This is a genomic window from Shouchella oshimensis (assembly GCF_004375095.1).
Classification (GTDB): Bacteria; Bacillota; Bacilli; order Bacillales; family Bacillaceae_D; genus Shouchella; species Shouchella oshimensis.
In genome coordinates, this window is sequence record NZ_SNUX01000001.1 from 319,847 (window position 1) to 340,516 (window position 20,670).

Consider the following 20,670-nt stretch of genomic DNA (forward strand, 5'->3'; position numbering starts at 1 on the left):
ATCCTACTTCCATGGAGTGCCCTTTTTTAGGACAGATTAAACCCATTCCCAGTCGGTTAAAGTACGCTCTGCCTCGTCATGCCGATCAAGAAGATCGAGGGCTTTTTGCAGTTCTGTTTCAACGCTTTGTTTAGATGAACCGACTGCCGCGATGGTTAGTTCTGCTCGCTGCCATACATTTTGATGGTCAGTTTCTGCAACACTAACATTTAAACGTTGCCGCATTCTCGTTACAATGCTTTTAACAACAGATCGTTTATCCTTTAATGACTGCGCCATAAAGATAAAGCATTCACAACGGACAACCGCTACGTGCATTAGCGCTTAACTTCTTCCATCACGTAGGCTTCAATAATGTCGCCTTCTTTAATGTCGTTAAACTTCTCAAGGGTAATACCACATTCATAACCTGCAGCAACTTCTTTCGCATCATCTTTAAAGCGTTTTAATGCGTTCAGTTCACCTTCATACACAACAATTCCGTCACGGATTAAGCGAACAGCAGAGTTACGGGTAATTTTCCCTTCGGTTACATACGAACCTGCAATGGTACCGATTTTCGATACTTTGAACGTTGTACGCACCTCTACCTGACCAATGACTTTTTCTTCAAACTCAGGGTCAAGTGCACCTTTCATCGCTTGTTCAATTTCATCAATTGCGTTGTAAATAACACGGTGTAGACGAATATCTACATTTTCGGCTTCAGCTACCCGCTTCGCATTAACATCAGGACGAACATTAAAACCGATAACGATGGCATTTGATGCAGAAGCTAAAATAATATCCGACTCGGTAATAGCACCAGCGCCTGTATGAATGATATTCACTTTTACGCCAGCGACATCAATTTTTTCAAGTGATCCTTTCATTGCTTCAACAGACCCTTGAACGTCCGCTTTAATGATGACATTAATATCTTTAATATCCCCTTGTTGGATTTGATTAAAGAGATCATCTAAGCTGACTTTTGATGTTTCAGACAAGTTTTGTTCACGGAAACGAGCCATTAAGCCTTCACCAACCTGGCGCGCTTTTTTCTCGTCTTTAAATGCTTGGAAACGATCGCCTGCTTGTGGAACTTCATTTAACCCTGTTATCTCGACTGGCGCAGACGGACCAACCGTTTTCACACGGCGACCAAGATCATTTACCAATGCACGGACACGACCGAATGTGCTGCCGACAACAACCGCATCTCCAACGTTTAACGTACCACTTTGAACAAGAAGTGTTGCAACAGGGCCACGACCTTTGTCAAGCTGTGCTTCAACAACAGTACCTGTAGCAAGCTTATCAGGATTTGCTTTTAACTCTTCTACTTCTGAAACAAGTAGAATCATTTCGATCAACTCGTCAATGCCGTCTCCATTCAATGCGGATACGTTAACAAAAATAGTATCCCCGCCCCAAGCTTCTGGCACAAGTTCGTATTCTGTTAATTCTTGCATAACACGGTCAGGATTGGCAGTTTCTTTATCCATTTTATTAACAGCGATAATAATTGGTACTTCTGCTGCTTTTGCGTGACTAATCGCTTCTTTTGTTTGTGGCATCACACCATCATCAGCTGCTACAACAATAATTGCGATATCGGTTACTTGCGCACCACGTGCACGCATCGTTGTAAATGCGGCGTGTCCAGGTGTATCTAAGAACGTAATCTTTTTATTGTTTTGCTCAATTTGATACGCGCCGATATGCTGGGTAATACCACCAGCTTCACCTGCTGTTACTTTTGTATTACGTATAGAATCAAGTAATGTCGTTTTCCCGTGGTCAACGTGACCCATGATGGTGACAACTGGCGGACGCTCTTGCAGTTCTTCTTCTTTATCTTCGCTATCATATAGCTCAATATCAAGTTCATCCACAAACACTTCTTCTTCCACCGCTACGCCGTAATCGGCAGCAAGTAATTCGATTGTATCTTTATCGAGTTCTTGATTGATAGTGGCCATTACACCAAGCTTCATTAGTTTTTTAATTAGTTCAGATGCTTCACGGTGTAGTTTCGCTGCAAGCTCACTTACACTTAAGCTACCTGAAATCATAATTTTTTCAGGTAAAGGCATTTGTTGGTGATTTGGACGGTTTTGTGGTCCGCCACGTTTCTTCCCACGACCTTGATTACGTCGGTTGTTATTTCCAGGTCGTCCTTGATTGCGGTTTCCGCCACCACCAGGACGATTTCCTTGCCCTTGGGCACGGTTATTTGGACCACGGTTTCCACCTTGAGTCGCGTTTCCTTGCTTTTGCGCGCCGCGCTGTTCTTGGCCTGCTGGTTTTTTATCGTTCGGTCGATCATCTGTTTTTTTGTTCATACTTTTTTGATCTCCATTTCCTCCAGAAGCCTGTACTTGTTGGTTGGCTTTCTTTAATGTCTCCTCTTCCACAGTCGACATATGGTTTGACACAGTTTCACCCATCGCTTTTAGCTTTTCGATTAATTGTTTGCTTTGAACATTATTTGCTTTTGCGTATTCATGAATTCGCATTTTTGACATATACATACCTCCATTATTGGTTCAGTAATGCAGCAATTTTCTTAGCAAACCCTTTACTTCGTATGCCTATTACAACACGTGCTTCTTTCCCAATTGCAGAACCGAGTTCGTAACGATCACTAACTGCAAAAAGAGGAACATGATAATAGCTACATTTATCCCGCACTTTTTTTGCTGTATTCTCACTTGCATCACTAGCTAGTAAGACAAGTGCTACATTCTTTTTGCGGACTGCTTCTAACGTTAATTCTTCACCTGTTACAAGCTCGCCTGCACGCATACAAAGCCCGAGTAATGATAAATAGTGTTGGTTAGGGTTCATTTCTTTTTAACCTTCTTTAAATCAGTTAAAAGCTGATCATACACTTCAGCCGTTACGTTCACTTGTAAGTGTCGTGTCAAACTATTTCTTTTTTTCGCCAGCTCAAATACATCTTCATCGTGTGATAAGTAGGCTCCACGACCGTTCTTTTTTCCAGTCGGATCTAGCTCTACGGTTCCTTCAGGTGTTCGGACAATTCGAATCAGTTCACCTTTAGGCTTCATTTCATTAGTGACGATACATTTTCTAAGCGGTATTTTTCGTTGCTTCATCTTGACCCCCGCCTTATTCGATTAATCTTGCTCTTGTCCAAGAAGATCTTCATCTAGGGTTTCCTCAGCGTCAAGTAAACCTAACTCTCTAGCTTCTGTTTCATTCTTAATATCGATTTTCCAACCGGTTAATTTAGCTGCTAAACGCGCATTTTGACCACGCTTCCCGATCGCTAAAGAAAGCTGATAGTCGGGTACGATCACTTGAGTCATTTTATCCTCTTCGTTTACATTCACACGCATCACTTTTGCTGGGCTTAATGCATTTGCAATATAAACAACTGGATCGTCAGACCATTCAACAATGTCAATTTTTTCCCCTTTAAGTTCGTCCACAATAGTTTGAACGCGTTGTCCTCGTTGTCCAACACATGCACCAACAGAATCCACTTCAGGATTTTCAGAGTGAACGGCAATCTTCGAGCGGTCACCAGCTTCTCGTGATACCGATTTAATTTCAACGGTTCCATCATAAATCTCTGGTACTTCTAGCTCAAACAACCGCTTTAATAAACCCGGGTGCGTACGAGAAATTAAAATTTGAGGTCCTTTTGTTGTTTTTTCGACTTTCGTAATATACGCCTTAATACGATCATTGTGGCGATATACTTCATTCGGCATTTGTTCTGTTAATGGTAATAGTGCCTCTACTTTACCAAGATCGACATAAATAAAGCGGTGATCCTGCCTTTGCACAATTCCATTCATGATGTCTTCTTCACGATCAATAAAGTCTGAATAAATGATGCCACGCTCTGCTTCACGCACACGCTGTGTGACAACTTGTTTTGCCGTTTGCGCAGCAATTCGACCAAAATCTTTTGGCGTAACTTCAATTTCAACGACGTCGTCTACTTCAAAGTTTTGATTAATTCCTTGTGCTTCTTCTTCTGATATTTCTAGTCTTTTATCAAACACTTCTTCAACCACGACTTTACGTGCAAACACACGGATGCTTCCGTTCGTACGGTTTACATCAACACGAACATTTTGTGCTTGCCCAAAATTCCGTTTATAACCAGAAATAAGTGCTGCTTCAATCGCTTCTATGATGACTTCTTTTTTAATCCCTTTGTCAGCTTCAAGGGTTGTTAAAGCTTCCATAAATTCGCTATTCATGGAAAGCACCTCCTTCGTTTTCTTAACCTAGAACAGAATCGATAAGCGGATATTCGCAATTTTATCGTAAGGAATGGTGTACGTCACAGTACGTGTTTTCACTTTTGTATCCACAGTAAGCTGATTATCTTCAAAAGCCTGCAGCTTCCCTTCAAAGGTTTTTTCGCCATTTAAAGGTTCGTAAGTTGTAATGTAAACACCTTTTCCAACCGCTTTTTCCACGTCTGCTTTTTTCTTTAATGGACGCTCCGCCCCTGGTGAAGACACTTCAAGGAAATAAGCTTCTTTAATAGGGTCCGCTTCGTCTAGCTGTTCACTAAGTTTTTCACTGACCTTTTCGCAGTCATCTAGATCAACGCCTTTATCTGAATCAATATAAACGCGTAAAAACCAGTTCGGCCCTTCTTTTTTGTATTCTACTTCTACTAGTTCAAGCTGTAAGTCGTCTACAATTGGAAGGACCAATTGTTCCACTTTACTAGAGACAATTTTACTCAAGCATCTGTCCCTCCTTTTTCACATAATAAAAACGTATGCCTATCACCAGCATACGTCATCAGGCATATCCAACTTTTCATGCGCCTAGCGAGTTGCGAACAAAAAGAGTGGGTTGCCCCACTCTTTCATCATTCCGTATGCTAACTATTACCATAAACGATTTTATCACAGGATAGAGCCTCGCGCAAGGCTTGTTCTATTTCTTAGAAAAGTGATAGCTGGTTTGACTCAGGTAGATCGTGTAAACATCCATGATCAGACAAATTTTCGACAACTGTTTTTGTTAACTTCGCACGTTGTTGTAGATCCTCTTTTGACAAAAAGTGACCGTTTTCTCGTGCTTTCACTATATTAAGAGCTGCGTTTGTACCAACCCCGTTTAGTGAGTTAAATGGCGGAAGTAACGTATCGCCATCTACAATGAATTCAGTTGCCGACGATTTATAGAGGTCGACTTTTTGGAATCCAAAGCCACGTTCACACATCTCAAGAGAAAGTTCAAGGACAGTTAAGACTGCTTTCTCTTTCGGCGCGGCATCTAAGCCTTTTGCGTTAATTTCATCGATTTTAGCACGAATGGAACTTGAACCTTTTATCATCACATCCATCTCAAAATCATCTGCTCGTACCGTAAAGTACGTAGCATAATAAAGGATAGGATGATGCACTTTAAAATAAGCAATTCGTACAGCCATTAACACATACGCTGCAGCGTGGGCTTTAGGGAACATATATTTTATTTTTGTACAAGAATCAATGTACCAGTCCGGCACATCATGCTTTTTCATTTCTTCAACCCATTCAGGCTGGAGTCCTTTTCCTTTACGAACAAATTCCATAATTTTAAATGCGAGTGAAGACTCTAGCCCTTTGTAAATTAAATAAACCATAATATCATCACGACAGCCAATAACGTCTTTTAATTCACACGTACCATTATAGATCAACTCGTTAGCATTGCCGAGCCATACATCCGTACCGTGGGATAACCCAGAAATTTGCAGAAGTTCAGAGAACGTGCTCGGCTTTGTTTCTTCAAGCATTTGACGCACAAACCGTGTTCCAAATTCAGGAATGCCTAAAGTTCCTGTCTTACACATAATTTGCTCTTCTGTTACGCCTAAAATGTCTGGAGAAGCAAATATTTTCATAACGTCTGGATCATCTGTTGGGATGGTCTTTGGATCAATTCCACTTAAGTCTTGAAGCATTCGAATTGCCGTTGGATCATCGTGTCCGAGTATATCCAGTTTCAAAAGGTTGTCGTGGATGGAATGGAAATCAAAATGAGTGGTTTTCCACTCTGAATTTTTATCGTCTGCCGGGTATTGAATTGGTGAAAAATCATGGATATCTTTATAATCCGGCACAACAATGATTCCACCAGGGTGTTGGCCAGTTGTTCGTTTAACACCTGTACAACCTGAGACGAGCCGGTCAATTTCTGCTCCCCTCATTAATAAATCGTGATCACCTTGATAGCCTTTCACAAAACCATATGCCGTTTTTTCGGCAACTGTTCCGATTGTTCCCGCACGATAGACATACTCTTCACCGAATAAGTCTTTCGTATACGCATGGGCTCTCGGCTGATATTCACCAGAAAAGTTCAAATCAATATCGGGTACTTTGTCTCCTTTAAAGCCTAGAAACGTCTCAAAGGGAATATCTTGACCATCTTTTTGATAAGCTGATCCACACTTAGGACAATTTGCATCTGGTAAGTCATATCCAGATGCAACAGAGCCATCATCAAAGAAATGGGAATGCTGACAGTTCGGGCATACATAGTGTGGCGCTAAAGGATTAACCTCAGTAATTTCCGTCATCGTTGCAACAAACGAAGAACCGACGGAACCTCGGGAACCAACAAGATAGCCATCATCAAGTGATTTCTTAACCAGCTTCTGTGAAATTAAATAAATAACTGCAAAGCCGTGCCCAATAATACTATTAAGCTCTTTTTCTAGACGCGCCTCAACAATGTCAGGAAGGGGATTTCCATATATAGCTCTAGCCCTTCCATAGCTCATTTCCCGCATTTCATCATCTGCACCTTCAATTTTCGGTGCATATAATTCGTCTGGAATAGGGTGAACCTCTCCAATTTCATTTGCAATACGATTCGAATTCGTCACAACGAGGTCGTAAGCTTTTTCATCTCCAAGAAATGCAAATTCAGCCAACATTTCATCGGTTGTACGGAAATGAACAAGTGGAAGTGCTTGTCGATTTAATGGATTCGCACCACCTTGAGAAGCAATTAAAATTTTACGGTAAATGGCATCATTTTCATTCACGTAATGAACATTTCCTGTTGCTACAACAGGTAAATTGAGCTGATCTCCTAACGAAATGATTTTCCCAATAATTTCTTGAAGCGCCTGTTCATCTTTAATGAGTTCTCGTTCAATAAGGTGGCGATAGAGACCCGGCGGTTGAATTTCTAGAAAGTCATAGAAACGTGCGATGTTCTCAACTTCGTCTGCTGATTTCTGCATCATGCCTTCAAACACTTCGCCTTTGTCACATGCTGAACCGATTAACAAGCCTTCACGATGCTTGTTTAATTCAGAACGTGGAATTCTCGGCGTGCGGAAGTAATAATTGACGTGAGACATCGTTACAAGCCGGTAAAGATTTTTTAATCCTTCTTGAGATGTTACATGAATCGTTGCGTGAAAAGGGCGCTGCCGATGAAAATTGCCTTGTCCCATATGATTGTTTAATTCATCGTGAAACAAAATCTCTTTTTCCGCTGCATCCTTTACCATTTTCCATAATAAGTAGGCTGTTGCTTGGGTATCGTATATAGCACGGTGATGACTGACCAGCTCGATATCAAATTTCTTACATAATGTATTTAATCGATGATTTTTTAATTCAGGATAAAGAAATCGACCTAGTTCCAATGTATCAATGACTGGATTTTGCACTTCTGTAAAGCCCATTTTCTTATAGCCAACATTTAAAAATCCAATATCGAAACTTGCATTGTGCGCAACAATCGTTCCAGTGCCTGCAAATTCTTTAAATTGCTTCAGCACATCTAGTGGGTCAGGAGCGCCTTGTAGCATATCATCTGTTATCCCTGTTAAATCAATAATCGTTGAGGATAGAGGCTCTTTAGGATCAGCAAACGATTCAAACGTATCAACGATTTCACCATTTTTGATTTTGACTGCTGCAAGCTCAATCACTGTATTGTAAACTGCAGATAGCCCCGTTGTTTCCACGTCAAACACAACATATTCTTCATCCAGTAGTTTTCGATGATCTGAATTGTAGGCAATCGGTACACCATCATCGACAATATTGGCTTCCATTCCGTAAATCACTTTTATTCCATGTTTTTTACTAGCGTTATATGCTTCTGGAAAAGCTTGTACAACACCATGATCCGTAATTGCTACTGCACGATGGCCCCATTTCGCTGCTTGTTCAACATATTGACCAACCGAAGCCATTCCATCCATTTGGCTCATTGTTGAGTGGGTATGCAGTTCAACTCGCTTCTCTTCTGCTGTATCGATACGAGATTTAGGTGTTATTTGATTAAAATCATTTGCAATCATCACAAGATCGCGTACAAATGTATCGTTTTGGATACCTCCGCGGACCTTCATCCACATCCCTTTTTTCACAGCTTGTAAAATCGGAATATCTTCTTTATCCCGTGAAAACATCTTCACTAATATTGAATCGGTGTAATCGGTAATTTTAAACGTTAAGAGTGTTCGACCACTTCTTAGCTCTCGGGTTTCTGCAAAAAACACATATCCTTGAACCGTAATTCTTCGTTCTTCATCCACAATTGCTTCAAGGGGAATTGGATCATCCTTAATCGGATAGCCCATTGATAAATTCGCAGCAGAAACTTGTTTCGTCATCTCTTCTTCTTGACGCTTTTTCTCAAGCATTGCCTCTACAACTTTAGAATGATCTTCTTCTTGACGCTTTCGTACAAATTCATCATACGCTTCTTTTGATTCTTCCACCGATATGTGCAACGGAATCGTCGGTAAGCCATAACGAGTACAGATCTGTTTGAACGGTTCCACAAGTTTCCGCTTCATAGCTTGTCCCTCTGCATCATTTTGCGCCACAAGCGCCAAAGCGCCTTTGCTCATGTCTGGCGTTTGCTTTTGTAGTGCAGCTGCAAGAGGTGGTGACAATAGGGAAAACTCACTCATAATAATTGGCCAGTAGTTGTTCCAAGCCTCTTCTGTCATTTCGTTATGATCATATGTGATTGTACAGGTCGCTTTCGCAATCTCTTTAAACGTTACTTCTAATTTCGAGGTAAACAATTGGGCTAAATCAGCAGGAAGAATCGTTTGCAAATGAATATAAAAATGCCACGATTTCGTCTCTCGCGTGATCGCCAATTTTTTTATATAACCGTTTTCGAAATACGCATGTCCATCTGTCGGGACTTGTAGTTGTTCAAGTAATAAACGAAGGCGTTCTTCTCTTGATCCCATTTCATTGTTCACTAAAAATCACTCCCCCGTGCAAGGAAATGGACTGACCGATTGGCCAGTCCACTTCTGTCAATTGGCAAATTCCTTTACCCATTGTACTAGATCTTCTTTTGATAGCTCAAGCTGTTCGCCTGTTTTTCTTACTTTCACTTCAACAATTCCTTCACCTGCACGTTTACCAACTGCAATTCGTACAGGAAGACCAATTAAGTCAGCGTCTTTGAACTTCACTCCGGCGCGCTCACCACGGTCATCAAATAATACATCGATTCCAGCCTGTTTTAAGTCTGTGTAAATCGCTTCTGCTAGTGCTTGCTGCTCTTCATTTTTCACATTAAGGGCTAGCAGGTGAACAAGAAACGGTGCAATAGATACCGGCCATACGATCCCATTTTCATCGTGATGCTGTTCAATCACTGCCGCAATGGTTCTTGAAATGCCAATCCCATAGCAGCCCATTAAAAACGTCTGCGCTTTGCCGTTTTGGTCAAGGTATTTGGCTTGTAAAGATTCAGAGTATTTACGACCAAGTTTAAAGACTTGACCTACTTCAATGCCTTCTGCAAATTGAAGGGTTCCTTGTCCATCAGGAGAGGGGTCTCCTTCTTTTACTGTACGCAAATCTTTGTACGCGGTAGCTTGATAATCTTTCCCAGGCCCTACATGCACATAGTGGTAGCCAGTTTCATTTGCACCACAAGCAATGGTTTCCATTCCGTGAATGCGGTGGTCTGCATAAATAGGTACATTGTTCACGTTGACCGGTCCAATAGAACCTGGTGTTGCTCCAAACAGGTCAACAACTTCTTCTTCTGTAGCCATACGCATCTCTTTAGCACCTAACTCATGAAGAGCTTTTACTTCATTTAGCTCATCATTCCCTCGGAGCAGTAAAAGCGAACCTTCACCATCAACGAATACAACTAACGCTTTTAAAATATGATCAGGATTAACACCTAATGCAGCTGCTGCATCATTGACTGTTTTTGCATCAGGAGTTGCTTTCTTTTCAAGTAAGCCATATTCCTGTGATTGAGGCGGTTCTGGTGCGAGGCTCGAAGCCATTTCAAGGTTCGCCGCATAATCCGATCCGTCTGAGTAAGCAATGGTGTCTTCACCAACGGAAGCGAGTGCCATAAATTCATGTGTATCCTTACCACCCATCGTACCAGAGTCAGCAATAACCGGACGGAATGTTAGCCCTACACGTGAAAAAATACGGGAATACGCTTCGTGCATGGCCCAATAGGTCTCATGTAAACTTTCTTCTGAGTCATGAAACGAATACGCATCTTTCATAATAAATTCACGACCACGCAACAAACCGAAACGAGGTCGGCGCTCATCTCTGAATTTCGTTTGGATTTGGTATACATTTAATGGGAGTTTCTTATAAGATGTAATGCCATCTTTAATGATAGTAGTAATGACTTCCTCGTGGGTTGCACCGAGGGCAAAATCACGATTATGACGATCTTTTAACCGGATCAATTCATCGCCCATATCTTCCCACCGCCCAGACTCTTGCCAAAGTTCAGCTGGGTGCAAAGCTGGCAACGTTAATTCCTGAGCGCCAATCCCATCTAATTCTTCACGAATAATCGCTTCAATCTTCGTCATCGCTTTTTTCGCTAATGGAAGATAGGCATATACTCCTGATGCAAGTTGGCGCATCATTCCAGCCCGAAGCATAAGTTGGTGACTTATCGCTTCAGCATCGGCGGGAACATCACGCATCGTTGGTACCAAATAAGTTGACTGTCTCATTGCGTCACTTCCTTTACTCACTTCATCTAACTTAAGAGAATAGCTTGCTTATATCGTTCCACGTCACCACAATCATTAATAACATAACTAACGCAAAACCGATAAATTGAATGGCTCCTTCTTTTTCTGGCGAGACGGGTTTACCTCGAATGCCTTCGTACGCTAGAAACATTAATCGTCCACCGTCTAGAGCAGGAATTGGGAACAAATTAATGACCCCTAAATTGACACTGAGCAGTGCCGCAAAAAAGAATACTTGGTACGTGCCTGCAGCCACAGCAGAATCCGTTATATTATAAATCCCAACAGGACCAGAAATATAATCTAGTGAAAACTCACCAGTAAGAATCAAACCTAGTGTACTAAAAATAGATGTGGCGAAATCTACAAATGTTGTTGCCGATTCGCCAACAGCTGCAACGAACCCGGATTCTCTTAATGGCGCTACGCCAATCACACCGATTTCTTCGTCAATTTCTGACACATAGTTTGAGCCAGTCGTCAGAGTTACTTCTTGCTGTGAACCATCACGTTCAAAAGTAATCGCCACATCTTGATTTGGTCTTTCACCAATGGCTTGTTGCATATCTTGCCAACGTTCTGTTGCATTTCCATCAACAGCTACGATTAAATCCCCAGCTTGCAAACCGGCTTGTTCTGCTGGCGATCCTTCTATTGGATCAATTTGATTTGTAGAAAAGCCCGCAATGGAGAACAATCCTAACAAAATCACGTACGCTAAAATAAAGTTCATTAATGGTCCTGCAAAGATAGCCATTGCACGAGCCCCTAATGATTTAGACCCAAACTGCCGATGCCATGGCGCATTCATTTGTGCAACTTCATCTTGCACAATTATTGCTTTTTCATGAATAGAATAGCGTATAAGCTCGCCTGAATCCTCATCCATCGTTTCAATATACAGATCATGAACAAGATCAATTCGTTCAACTTGCACAACATGAGCTTCAGGGTGTTTTGATTTGTTGTTAACAATAATTTCGGTTACGCGCTGCTGGTCATCAAATACGAGTCCAACTTCATAACCTGGACGAATAACCGTTTGCTCTGGCTCTTCACCAGCCATTCGAACGTAGCCACCGATCGGTAGTAGACGCACTGTATAAATGGTGTCGTTTCTTTCAAAAGCAAACAGCTTCGGCCCCATTCCGATTGCAAACTCGTAGCAAAGAATGCCTGCCCTCTTTGCAAAAAATAAATGACCCCATTCGTGTACAAATACAAGCACACTGAATATGGCAATAAAAGCTAGTAACGTATTCAACAGCCATACCGCCTTCCTGTTAGTTGTTCATTACACGTGCACGAACTGCTTGGTCAACAGCAAGAATTTCTTCAAGTGAAGGATTCGCTTGCCGTGTGTGTGTATGTAATGCTTGTTCAATTACGTCTTCAATCTGTAAAAAAGTAATCTCACCTTTTAAAAACTTCGCTACAGCCACTTCATTTGCCGCATTTAAAACCGTTGGCATTGTGCCTCCACTTTTGCCTGCTTCATATGCAAATTTCATACAGCGATAACGCTCAAAGTCAAGATCCTTAAAATGGAGCTTCCCAAGTTCGGCAAGATTTAAGCGCTCTCCTTCGGGTCGCGCAAAACGATCAGGGTACGTCAGTGCATACTGGATAGGGACACGCATATCAGGTGTTCCTAATTGAGCAATGACACTCCGATCATGAAACTCTACCATTGAGTGAATAATACTTTCCTTATGGATTACTACATCAATATGGTCATAATCTGTGTTAAATAACCAATTTGCTTCAATCACTTCCAAGCCTTTATTCATCATTGTAGCAGAATCAATCGTAATTTTTGCTCCCATTGACCAGTTTGGATGGGACAGAGCTTGTTCCACAGTGACATCCTGTAGCTCATGACGAGCTTTATCCCGGAAACTTCCCCCTGATGCAGTTAGGATTAATCGATCAATGGCTTTATGAGGTTCTCCATTTAAAGCTTGAAAAATAGCAGAATGCTCACTATCGACAGGAATAAGTGAAACACCTTTTTTTTGCGCTGCTTCCATCACTAGATGACCTGCTGTTACGAGGGTTTCTTTGTTCGCAATGGCAACAGGCTTGCCAGCATCAATGGCAGCCAATGTTGGTAGTAAACCGACAGAGCCTGTAATAGCCGTAACCACTACATCGGCATCAGACGACTTTGCAACCTCTACTAAGCCAGCGTCACCATAATAGAATTCCACTTCTTTGCCAAATTCCCTTTGAAGATTTTTAGCATCCTCTTCTTTTGCCACTGAAACAAGCTTCGGTTTAAATTCTTTAATTTGGTTACGTGCAAGCTCGATATTCACCCCACAGGATAATGCTACTAAGGAAAATGCTTGAGGGTGTTCCCGAATCACATCTAATGTCTGTGTACCAATTGAACCTGTCGAGCCTAATAAACTAATTTTTTTCATCGTTTCTCCTCTCCATCTCGCAAGCGTACTACTTTATCTTTTAGATTAATTGCAAAAGATGCAAGAGCGGCATGACAAAGATTAAGCTATCAAATCGATCCAAGATACCACCATGTCCAGGTAGTACATTTCCTGAATCTTTCACGGCATAATGTCGCTTTAACGCTGACTCTACTAAATCACCAATTTGCCCAAAAACGGCTGTGGCAAGCATAATGAAGACAGCGGTTATGTATGAAGTAAATGCCGGAGTAAGGAAAAAGAACAGACTTCCGACGATAACAGCCAATACAATCCCACCGAGAGAGCCTTCAATCGTTTTATTTGGACTAATTTCTGGCCAAAGCTTGTGTTTCCCCATCGCTTTTCCGACGAAGTAAGCACCTGAATCAGTTGTCCAAATTAAGATGATGACAAATAAAACGAGCCATAGGCCAACTTCGGTTACGTTTCGAGCCTCTATTAAGAAATGAAAACCAAAACCTACATATACGCTTGAAAGGATAATAAACCCAACCTCATCAAAGGTCAGTTTATTCTTCGTTAATACCGTTAGCATTAACAAAATGAGGATAAGAAAAATAAACAATTCTATTTTCGTATTTTCTATCGGAATAAATTGATCAAACCAGTTCGTTGGGATTAATAGCAACCACATTGATATCAGGCCGGCTATTCCTCTTAACGATAAGGCTTGAATTTTTTTCATTTTAAGTAATTCCATCATCGCGATTGTTGCCATTAAGGTTACAAAGATGGAGAACCACCAGCCACCTAAAAAAACAAATGCTAAAATGACAACCCCAATCGCTAATCCTGTTACAATTCGTGTTTTCATTACTGTCGCCCTTCCTATAATCCTCCGTAACGTCTACCACGATTTTGATACGTCGCAATGGCTTCACGGAAATGATTCTCATTAAAATCGGGCCAAAGTACAGATGTGAACCAGAATTCACTATACGCAAGTTGCCACAGCATAAAATTACTTAGTCTGATTTCACCACTTGTGCGAATCAATAAGTCTGGATCTTTTAGCTGACAACTCATCAAATGCGCACCAATCACATCTTCATTGATGTCTTCTGCTCGAAGCTCACCTGATTCTACTTTAAACGCAATTTGTTTCATAGCTTCCGCCATCTCAAATCGACTGCCATAATTAAGAGCGAAATTAAGAATTAACCCGGTATTATGCTTAGTCTTTTCAATTGCCTCATCCACAGCTTGAATGGTATGAACTGGCAACGCTTCTTTTGTTCCCATAATTCGGACTTGTACATTTTCTTTAATAAGTGTTGGGAGTTCGCTTTTAAGATAGCGTTCCGGTAAACTTAATAAAAAATCAACCTCCGCTTTCGGGCGCATCCAATTTTCTGTTGAAAATGCATACAGGGTAAGTACTTCCACGTGTAACGCATTTGCCGCTCGGACAATTTTGTTTACATTTTTCATCCCTTCACGATGACCAGCAATGCGAGGGAGGCCTCGGCTGGATGCCCATCTACCGTTGCCATCCATTATAATGGCGACATGCTTTGGAATTCGACTTAAATCAAGGTTTCTATCATATTGCTTTTCCTCTTCTGTATGAAAAGCTTGCTTCCATTTAGAAAATTTCTCGAGCATTCTTCGCCCTCCGTCTCACTAGCGGTTCGCCCTTCACGATGCTTAAAAGTGTAAAAAACCCCCTATTAAAGAGGGTCTCCTACTTTTCTTTATCATACACGTAATTTAATCAGACTTCCATAATTTCCTCTTCTTTTTCTTTAGCACGTGTATCAATTTTACTAATATAAGAGTCTGTTAACTTTTGAATTTTGTCGGTCTCTCCACGAAGCTCGTCCTCTGTCATCTCGCCATCTTTTTGACGTTTTTTCAAATCGTCATTGGCATCACGGCGAATATTACGAACAGCTACTTTAGAGTCTTCGGCAGTTCTTGACACAATTTTACTTAATTCTTTCCGACGCTCTTCTGTTAACGCTGGAATAATAATACGTATAACTTGTCCATCACTTGATGGTGTCAAGCCAAGGTCAGCCTTCATAATTGCTTTTTCAATATTACTAATTGCTGATTTATCAAAAGGTGTAATTAAAAGCAGACGCGCTTCAGGTACCGTAATTGAAGCAAGCTGGTTTAACGGTGTTTCTGCTCCATAATACTCTACCGTAACACGGTCTAAAAGAGCTGGATTCGCGCGACCGGCACGCAATTTCGCTAGTTCACGGTTTAAAGACTCAATGGCTTTATCCATTCTTCCTTTAGTATCATCTTGAATTTGTTTTGACATATCAATTATTTCCCCCTGACCACTGTACCAATTTTTTCGCCTAAAACGGCGCGTTTAATATTGCCTTCTTCCATAATAGAGAATACGACAAGTGGAATGTCGTTGTCCATACATAAGGATGAAGCAGTTGAATCCATTACTTGAAGCCCTTCTTTTAAAACATCCATATACGTAATCGTGTCATATTTTGTTGCATCCTCATTCGTACGAGGGTCTGCATTATAAACGCCATCTACATTGTTTTTCGCCATTAAGATGACTTCTGCCTCGATTTCCGCCGCACGTAGCGCAGAAGTAGTATCCGTTGAAAAGTATGGGTTTCCTGTTCCAGCGGCAAAGATCACAACCCGCTTCTTCTCCAAGTGGCGAATGGCTTTTCTACGAATATAAGGCTCTGCCACTTGTCTCATTTCAATTGATGTTTGCACGCGTGATTCAACACCAATGGATTCAAGGCTATCTTGAAGAGCAAGGGAATTCATTACTGTCGCGAGCATGCCCATATAATCAGCAGTGGCGCGATCCATTCCTTGAGCACTACCAGCCATACCACGCCAAATATTCCCGGCACCAACAACGACGGCTACTTCTACTTCTAGTTCAACAATCTCTCTAATTTGTGTAGCAATAGATTTAATGATTGTCGGATCAATTCCATACCCTTGTTCTCCAGCTAATGCTTCTCCACTAAGCTTTAAAACGACACGATTGTATTTGTTCATTGTGACCTCCGAATTTGCTTTGTTCCTTATCTTTTCTTGTAAAAAAGGGACACGAACGAATGTTGTGTCCCTTTACTAGGTTGTTATTTTTTCACTTGAGACATAACTTCTTCAGCAAAGTTATCTTCACGCTTTTCAATACCTTCGCCTACTTCGTAACGCACAAACGTTTTCACTGTAGCATTTTTCCCTTTAACATACTTCCCTACTTTTTGATCGCCATCTTTAACGAAAGGCTGGTCAAGTAGACATACTTGTTCAAAGAATTTGCTTAAGCGACCTTCAACCATTTTTTCAACGATGTTTTCAGGTTTGCCTTCGTTAAGCGCTTGTTGCTTAAGAACTTCACGCTCACGATCAACAACATCACCCGTTACCTCATCGCGAGAAACATAAGTTGGGTTAATAGCAGCAACGTGCATCGCAATATCTTTAGCAAGTTCTTCATCATTTGAAGATCCAATTAACGTAAGAACGCCAATACGCCCACCCATGTGTAGGTATGAACCAAATACATCACTGTCTTCTTTTTCAACAACTGTGAAACGGCGTAGGGAAAGTTTTTCACCAATTTTTGCAATCGATGAATTAATGTGAGAGAGAACAGTGTCGTCTCCACCTTTAAAGTTTTGCTCTAACGCTTCTTCAACTGTTGCTGGGTTTTCAGCTAAGATGTGCTCAGCCAATTCTTTAACAAGCCCTTGGAAGTTTTCATTTTTCGCAACGAAATCTGTCTCAGAGTTCACTTCAACGATAACCGCTTTGTTTCCACTTGTTACAACTGACGCAAGACCTTCTGCTGCAACACGGTCTGCTTTCTTCTCAGCTTTTGCAATACCCTTTTCACGTAGAAAGTCAATTGCTTTGTCCATATCTCCATCAACCTCAACAAGTGCTTTCTTACAATCCATCATGCCAGCGCCTGTTTTTTCACGAAGTTCTTTTACCATACTCGCTGTAACTGCCATTTAAATTCCTCCTATTAACAAATCTTTTTCACAAAAAAAAGGCGGGAAAGGGTTAATCTCCCTTCACCACCCTTTTTGGAGTCCAACATTTATGCTGTCGTCGTTTCCTCAACGTCTTCAGAATTCGTATCTTCTAAGACTACTTCTTCTTCACCAGCAGTTGCTTCAATTACAGCATCAGCCATTTTTCCAGTTAGTAATTTAACAGCGCGAATCGCGTCGTCATTACCTGGAATAACATAATCCACTTCATCTGGATCGCAGTTTGTATCTACAATCGCAACGATTGGGATATTAAGCTTGTGTGCTTCAGCAATTGCAATACGCTCTTTACGTGGGTCAATAACGAATAAAGCGTCAGGAATGCTATTCATGTCTTTAATACCGCCTAAGAATTTTTCTAGACGATCCATTTCTTTTTTAAGAAGGATAACTTCTTTTTTAGGAAGAACATCAAATGTGCCATCTTCCTGCATTTTTTCAAGATTCTTTAAGCGTGTAATACGCTTTTGAATTGTCTCGAAGTTCGTTAATGTTCCACCTAACCAACGTTGGTTAATGTAGTACATTCCAGAACGAATCGCTTCGTCACGAACCGAATCCTGTGCTTGTTTCTTAGTACCAACGAAAAGAATTTTTCCTCCGTCAGCCGCAAGATCGCGAACAAAATTATACGCACTCTCGACTTTTTTGACCGTCTTTTGAAGGTCAATAATATAAATACCGTTTCTTTCTGTGAAGATGTAGCGATCCATTTTTGGGTTCCAACGACGAGTCTGATGACCGAAGTGAACACCAGCCTCTAGTAATTGTTTCATGGAGATAACTGCCACACCAAACACCTCCTTATGGTTTTTTTTATCCTCCGCAGCATTCATTTCTTGACGACACACTTATCAATGATAAGAGCACCTTCGCCAAAATCCTTCTGCGTGTGTATTTAACACCGTCAGTAATCGTATCACATTTGCCGTTGATAAGCAAGGAGACGGTGCTAATTATTTTAGTTTTGCTTGTTTAAATGTTGAATAAGCTCGACTTCTCGTATGCCAATCTGTAACGTTTTTGCAATATCAGCAGGGTCCTTTCCATTCTGCTGGTAAGTACGCACCTTATCTACTACTTGATCACGATTAAACGATGCCGTTTTATTTTTAGTAGGACGGCTCGTTTCCGTTTTAAAATCGACGACAGTAGACGGTTTTTCGTTCGAATGATTGATTTGTTGATGAAACGTATCCATGACGATTTCATTATCCTTTTTAATGTCGTGTAAAAAAGTAGCAAGCGCTTCTTCTAATTCTTCTTTCGTTAAGCGTTGATTTAGCTGCTGCTGAAGCTTTGTTATCTTGATAGCTAATCCAATGACAGCGAATACAAGTAAGATAATCCATATATCCATTCAACCCCTCCTTCTAACGAACGAACGCTCGTTCCACAAATCCTTGCTTTAGTTTTTTTATCGCTTTTGCGTGAATCTGTGAAATCCTTGATGTAGATAGATTTAATACTCTACCAATGTCGGTTAACGATAGTTCTTCGAAATAACTGAGTTGAATGACAAGCTGCTCGTTTTCATTTAACGCCTTTAGTCGCTCAATCAGTTCATTCTTTGTATCTGTTTGAATAAGACGCTCGCCAGGTTGTTCCATTTGTTCGTCTTTTACCTGCGTTTGATAAACACCATCACCTGTTGATGACACTAGCTCGTCAAACGAAACATTCATACTGATAAATTGATCATATCGAATAGAAGAGATTTCTTTTGATGATAATTTCATTTCAGCAGCAATTTCAGCTTCATGTACGGATCGACCTTGAGCTTGCTCTAGTTGCTCAACAATTTGATCCATTCGCTTAATTTTTTCGCGAATCGTCCGTGGTAAACGATCTTCTTTCCGAAGACCGTCAATCATTGCACCTCGAATACGAAACGACGCATATGTATCAAATTTTAAGTCACGACTTGGATCGAATCGCTGGATGGCATCAAATAATCCTTCTAAAGCATGACTTTTTAATTCATCTTTCGTCACTGTTGCGGGCAATGTTTTTGATACACGCTGAACATGAAATTGAACGAGAGGTAAATAATAGTGAATTAATGCTTCAATCGCTTCACTTGATTTTGATTCGTGCCACAATGCCCAAAGCTCAGCTTCTGATTTCATTCTCTTCCTCTCCTTCTATATCTGTTTAATCGTTTTGCTCGCCGTACGCACATGCAAGACGAAAGTAGGAAGTGTAAATTCCACGGTTCTTCCACATGCTCCACCAACATCTTTTGCAACTACTGGGATATAGGCATTTTCAAGCCATTGTGTTACCGCTTCTACATTTCGCCTTCCGATTTGCATGTATTCTTGTCGCATTGCGTGACGGAACATTTGCGCGCCACCTGCTATTTTTGCTTGTAAGTTGCCAGCACCTTGATTAACTAACTCCCTATGTAAAAGCGTCAACGCTGTATCCGCATAGCGCCAAGGATTAAATGCTGTTTTTCTAGCTTGTTTTGAATCTGGAAGCATAATATGCACCATACCGGCGTGCATATGAGTATCATCGTATAGAACAACACAAACACAAGAGCCTAAGCCACACGTTCGCAGTGTTCCTGTATGACTCAACACTTTCCATTCACCTATTGAGATTGTTTCACGTTGCTCTATCATGGACGATCTCTTTCAAGAGCTCTTTTTAATACTGAAACAGCCCTCTCATTCGGTATAAATAGCAAGAAACCTTCCATTCCTTCTTCTTCATTTTTCACTCTCATGGCCGTTTCCATTAGAAAAAACTGATCTACTTCAACAAGCTGATAGGTCGCCTCTGCTAAAACTGCACTTCCAATATCAATGGTTAACTCCGTTACAAGTGGGTAAAGGGTTAATGACGTGAGAGAACCAATCGCTGTTACATAAGAGCCTATAACAATGTTACCAATCTCTTGAAACGCAGAGGAAGCAAGTGGATAAGCTTGTACATCAAGATCATTTACCACATTCGGTAAAACCATATTGACTAGGCGGACCGCTGTATCCATACTTGTTAAGAAAAACATTGTCCCTTCCACGTCACCAGCAATTGGTGCATGTACCGTCGCACACACTTCATGGTGGTATCCACTCAATCGTGGTAAATCTTCCATTTCATGAAGGGCGATTTCTGGCACATTCATCGCTACTTGTCGCTGTAAAAGAGTTGACAAAGCCGTTGCCGCATAGCCTGTACTAATGTTGGCAACTTCTTTTAACAAATCTTGTTCCAT

At 41.1% G+C, this 20,670-nt stretch carries 20 protein-coding genes; all 20 read right to left on the reverse strand.

Going from position 1 to position 20,670, the window contains the following annotated elements; genetic code table 11:
* Positions 1-36: 36 nt before the first annotated feature.
* Positions 37-318 carry a DUF503 domain-containing protein gene (locus E2L03_RS01625; RefSeq protein WP_038480659.1) on the reverse strand — a complete coding sequence of 94 codons (282 nt, stop codon included), beginning with the start codon at positions 316-318 and terminating at the stop codon, positions 37-39.
* Entirely contained in the window at positions 318-2,507 is a 2,190-nt protein-coding gene (gene infB / locus E2L03_RS01630; RefSeq protein WP_038480661.1) for a translation initiation factor IF-2, read from the reverse strand. The genes E2L03_RS01625 and infB overlap by 1 nt, the downstream gene beginning before the upstream one ends.
* A gap of 13 nt (positions 2,508-2,520) precedes the next feature.
* On the reverse strand, positions 2,521-2,829 hold the full coding sequence (locus E2L03_RS01635) for a YlxQ family RNA-binding protein (RefSeq protein ID WP_035398481.1): 309 nt from the start codon (positions 2,827-2,829) through the stop codon (positions 2,521-2,523).
* A complete protein-coding gene (gene rnpM / locus E2L03_RS01640) occupies positions 2,826-3,101 on the reverse strand; it encodes an RNase P modulator RnpM (protein WP_038480664.1) in 276 nt (91 codons plus the stop codon). The genes E2L03_RS01635 and rnpM overlap by 4 nt, the downstream gene beginning before the upstream one ends.
* Before the next feature lie 21 nt (positions 3,102-3,122).
* On the reverse strand, positions 3,123-4,220 hold the full coding sequence (nusA, locus tag E2L03_RS01645; protein ID WP_038480667.1) for a transcription termination factor NusA: 1,098 nt from the start codon (positions 4,218-4,220) through the stop codon (positions 3,123-3,125).
* Between the two features lie 27 nt (positions 4,221-4,247).
* On the reverse strand, positions 4,248-4,718 hold the full coding sequence (rimP, locus tag E2L03_RS01650) for a ribosome maturation factor RimP (RefSeq protein WP_038480669.1): 471 nt from the start codon (positions 4,716-4,718) through the stop codon (positions 4,248-4,250).
* Positions 4,719-4,921: 203 nt separating this feature from the next.
* Positions 4,922-9,202 (reverse strand): PolC-type DNA polymerase III, encoded by a 4,281-nt coding sequence (locus E2L03_RS01655; protein ID WP_055735488.1) that lies wholly within the window; start codon positions 9,200-9,202, stop codon positions 4,922-4,924.
* A gap of 69 nt (positions 9,203-9,271) precedes the next feature.
* A complete protein-coding gene (locus E2L03_RS01660) occupies positions 9,272-10,969 on the reverse strand; it encodes a proline--tRNA ligase (protein ID WP_134258489.1) in 1,698 nt (565 codons plus the stop codon).
* 31 nt (positions 10,970-11,000) lie between these two features.
* Positions 11,001-12,254, reverse strand: coding sequence for an RIP metalloprotease RseP (rseP, locus tag E2L03_RS01665; RefSeq protein WP_134258490.1), 1,254 nt, complete (start codon positions 12,252-12,254; stop codon positions 11,001-11,003).
* A gap of 19 nt (positions 12,255-12,273) precedes the next feature.
* A complete protein-coding gene (gene dxr / locus E2L03_RS01670; RefSeq protein WP_134258491.1) occupies positions 12,274-13,416 on the reverse strand; it encodes a 1-deoxy-D-xylulose-5-phosphate reductoisomerase in 1,143 nt (380 codons plus the stop codon).
* 40 nt (positions 13,417-13,456) lie between these two features.
* A complete protein-coding gene (locus tag E2L03_RS01675; RefSeq protein ID WP_038480680.1) occupies positions 13,457-14,254 on the reverse strand; it encodes a phosphatidate cytidylyltransferase in 798 nt (265 codons plus the stop codon).
* Positions 14,255-14,268: 14 nt separating this feature from the next.
* A complete protein-coding gene (gene uppS / locus E2L03_RS01680; RefSeq protein WP_055735315.1) occupies positions 14,269-15,045 on the reverse strand; it encodes an undecaprenyl pyrophosphate synthase in 777 nt (258 codons plus the stop codon).
* A 109-nt stretch (positions 15,046-15,154) separates the two neighbouring features.
* Positions 15,155-15,712: a ribosome recycling factor gene (gene frr / locus E2L03_RS01685; protein WP_038480684.1), complete on the reverse strand. Its 558-nt coding sequence runs from the start codon at positions 15,710-15,712 to the stop codon at positions 15,155-15,157.
* Positions 15,713-15,717: 5 nt separating this feature from the next.
* A complete protein-coding gene (gene pyrH, locus E2L03_RS01690) occupies positions 15,718-16,434 on the reverse strand; it encodes a UMP kinase (protein WP_038480687.1) in 717 nt (238 codons plus the stop codon).
* An 83-nt stretch (positions 16,435-16,517) separates the two neighbouring features.
* Complete coding sequence (gene tsf / locus E2L03_RS01695; protein WP_038480690.1) at positions 16,518-17,402, reverse strand: translation elongation factor Ts; 885 nt, start codon at positions 17,400-17,402, stop codon at positions 16,518-16,520.
* A gap of 89 nt (positions 17,403-17,491) precedes the next feature.
* The gene (rpsB, locus tag E2L03_RS01700; protein ID WP_035398923.1) at positions 17,492-18,235 is read right to left on the reverse strand and encodes a 30S ribosomal protein S2; all 744 of its coding nucleotides are present in this window, start codon (positions 18,233-18,235) and stop codon (positions 17,492-17,494) included.
* A 170-nt stretch (positions 18,236-18,405) separates the two neighbouring features.
* Positions 18,406-18,804, reverse strand: coding sequence for a DUF6115 domain-containing protein (locus tag E2L03_RS01705; RefSeq protein WP_134258492.1), 399 nt, complete (start codon positions 18,802-18,804; stop codon positions 18,406-18,408).
* A gap of 13 nt (positions 18,805-18,817) precedes the next feature.
* On the reverse strand, positions 18,818-19,573 hold the full coding sequence (locus tag E2L03_RS01710; RefSeq protein WP_038480696.1) for a FliA/WhiG family RNA polymerase sigma factor: 756 nt from the start codon (positions 19,571-19,573) through the stop codon (positions 18,818-18,820).
* Positions 19,574-19,588: 15 nt separating this feature from the next.
* Positions 19,589-20,074, reverse strand: coding sequence for a chemotaxis protein CheD (locus E2L03_RS01715; RefSeq protein ID WP_134258493.1), 486 nt, complete (start codon positions 20,072-20,074; stop codon positions 19,589-19,591).
* The gene (locus E2L03_RS01720) at positions 20,071-20,670 is read right to left on the reverse strand and encodes a chemotaxis protein CheC (protein ID WP_236702347.1); all 600 of its coding nucleotides are present in this window, start codon (positions 20,668-20,670) and stop codon (positions 20,071-20,073) included. The genes E2L03_RS01715 and E2L03_RS01720 overlap by 4 nt, the downstream gene beginning before the upstream one ends.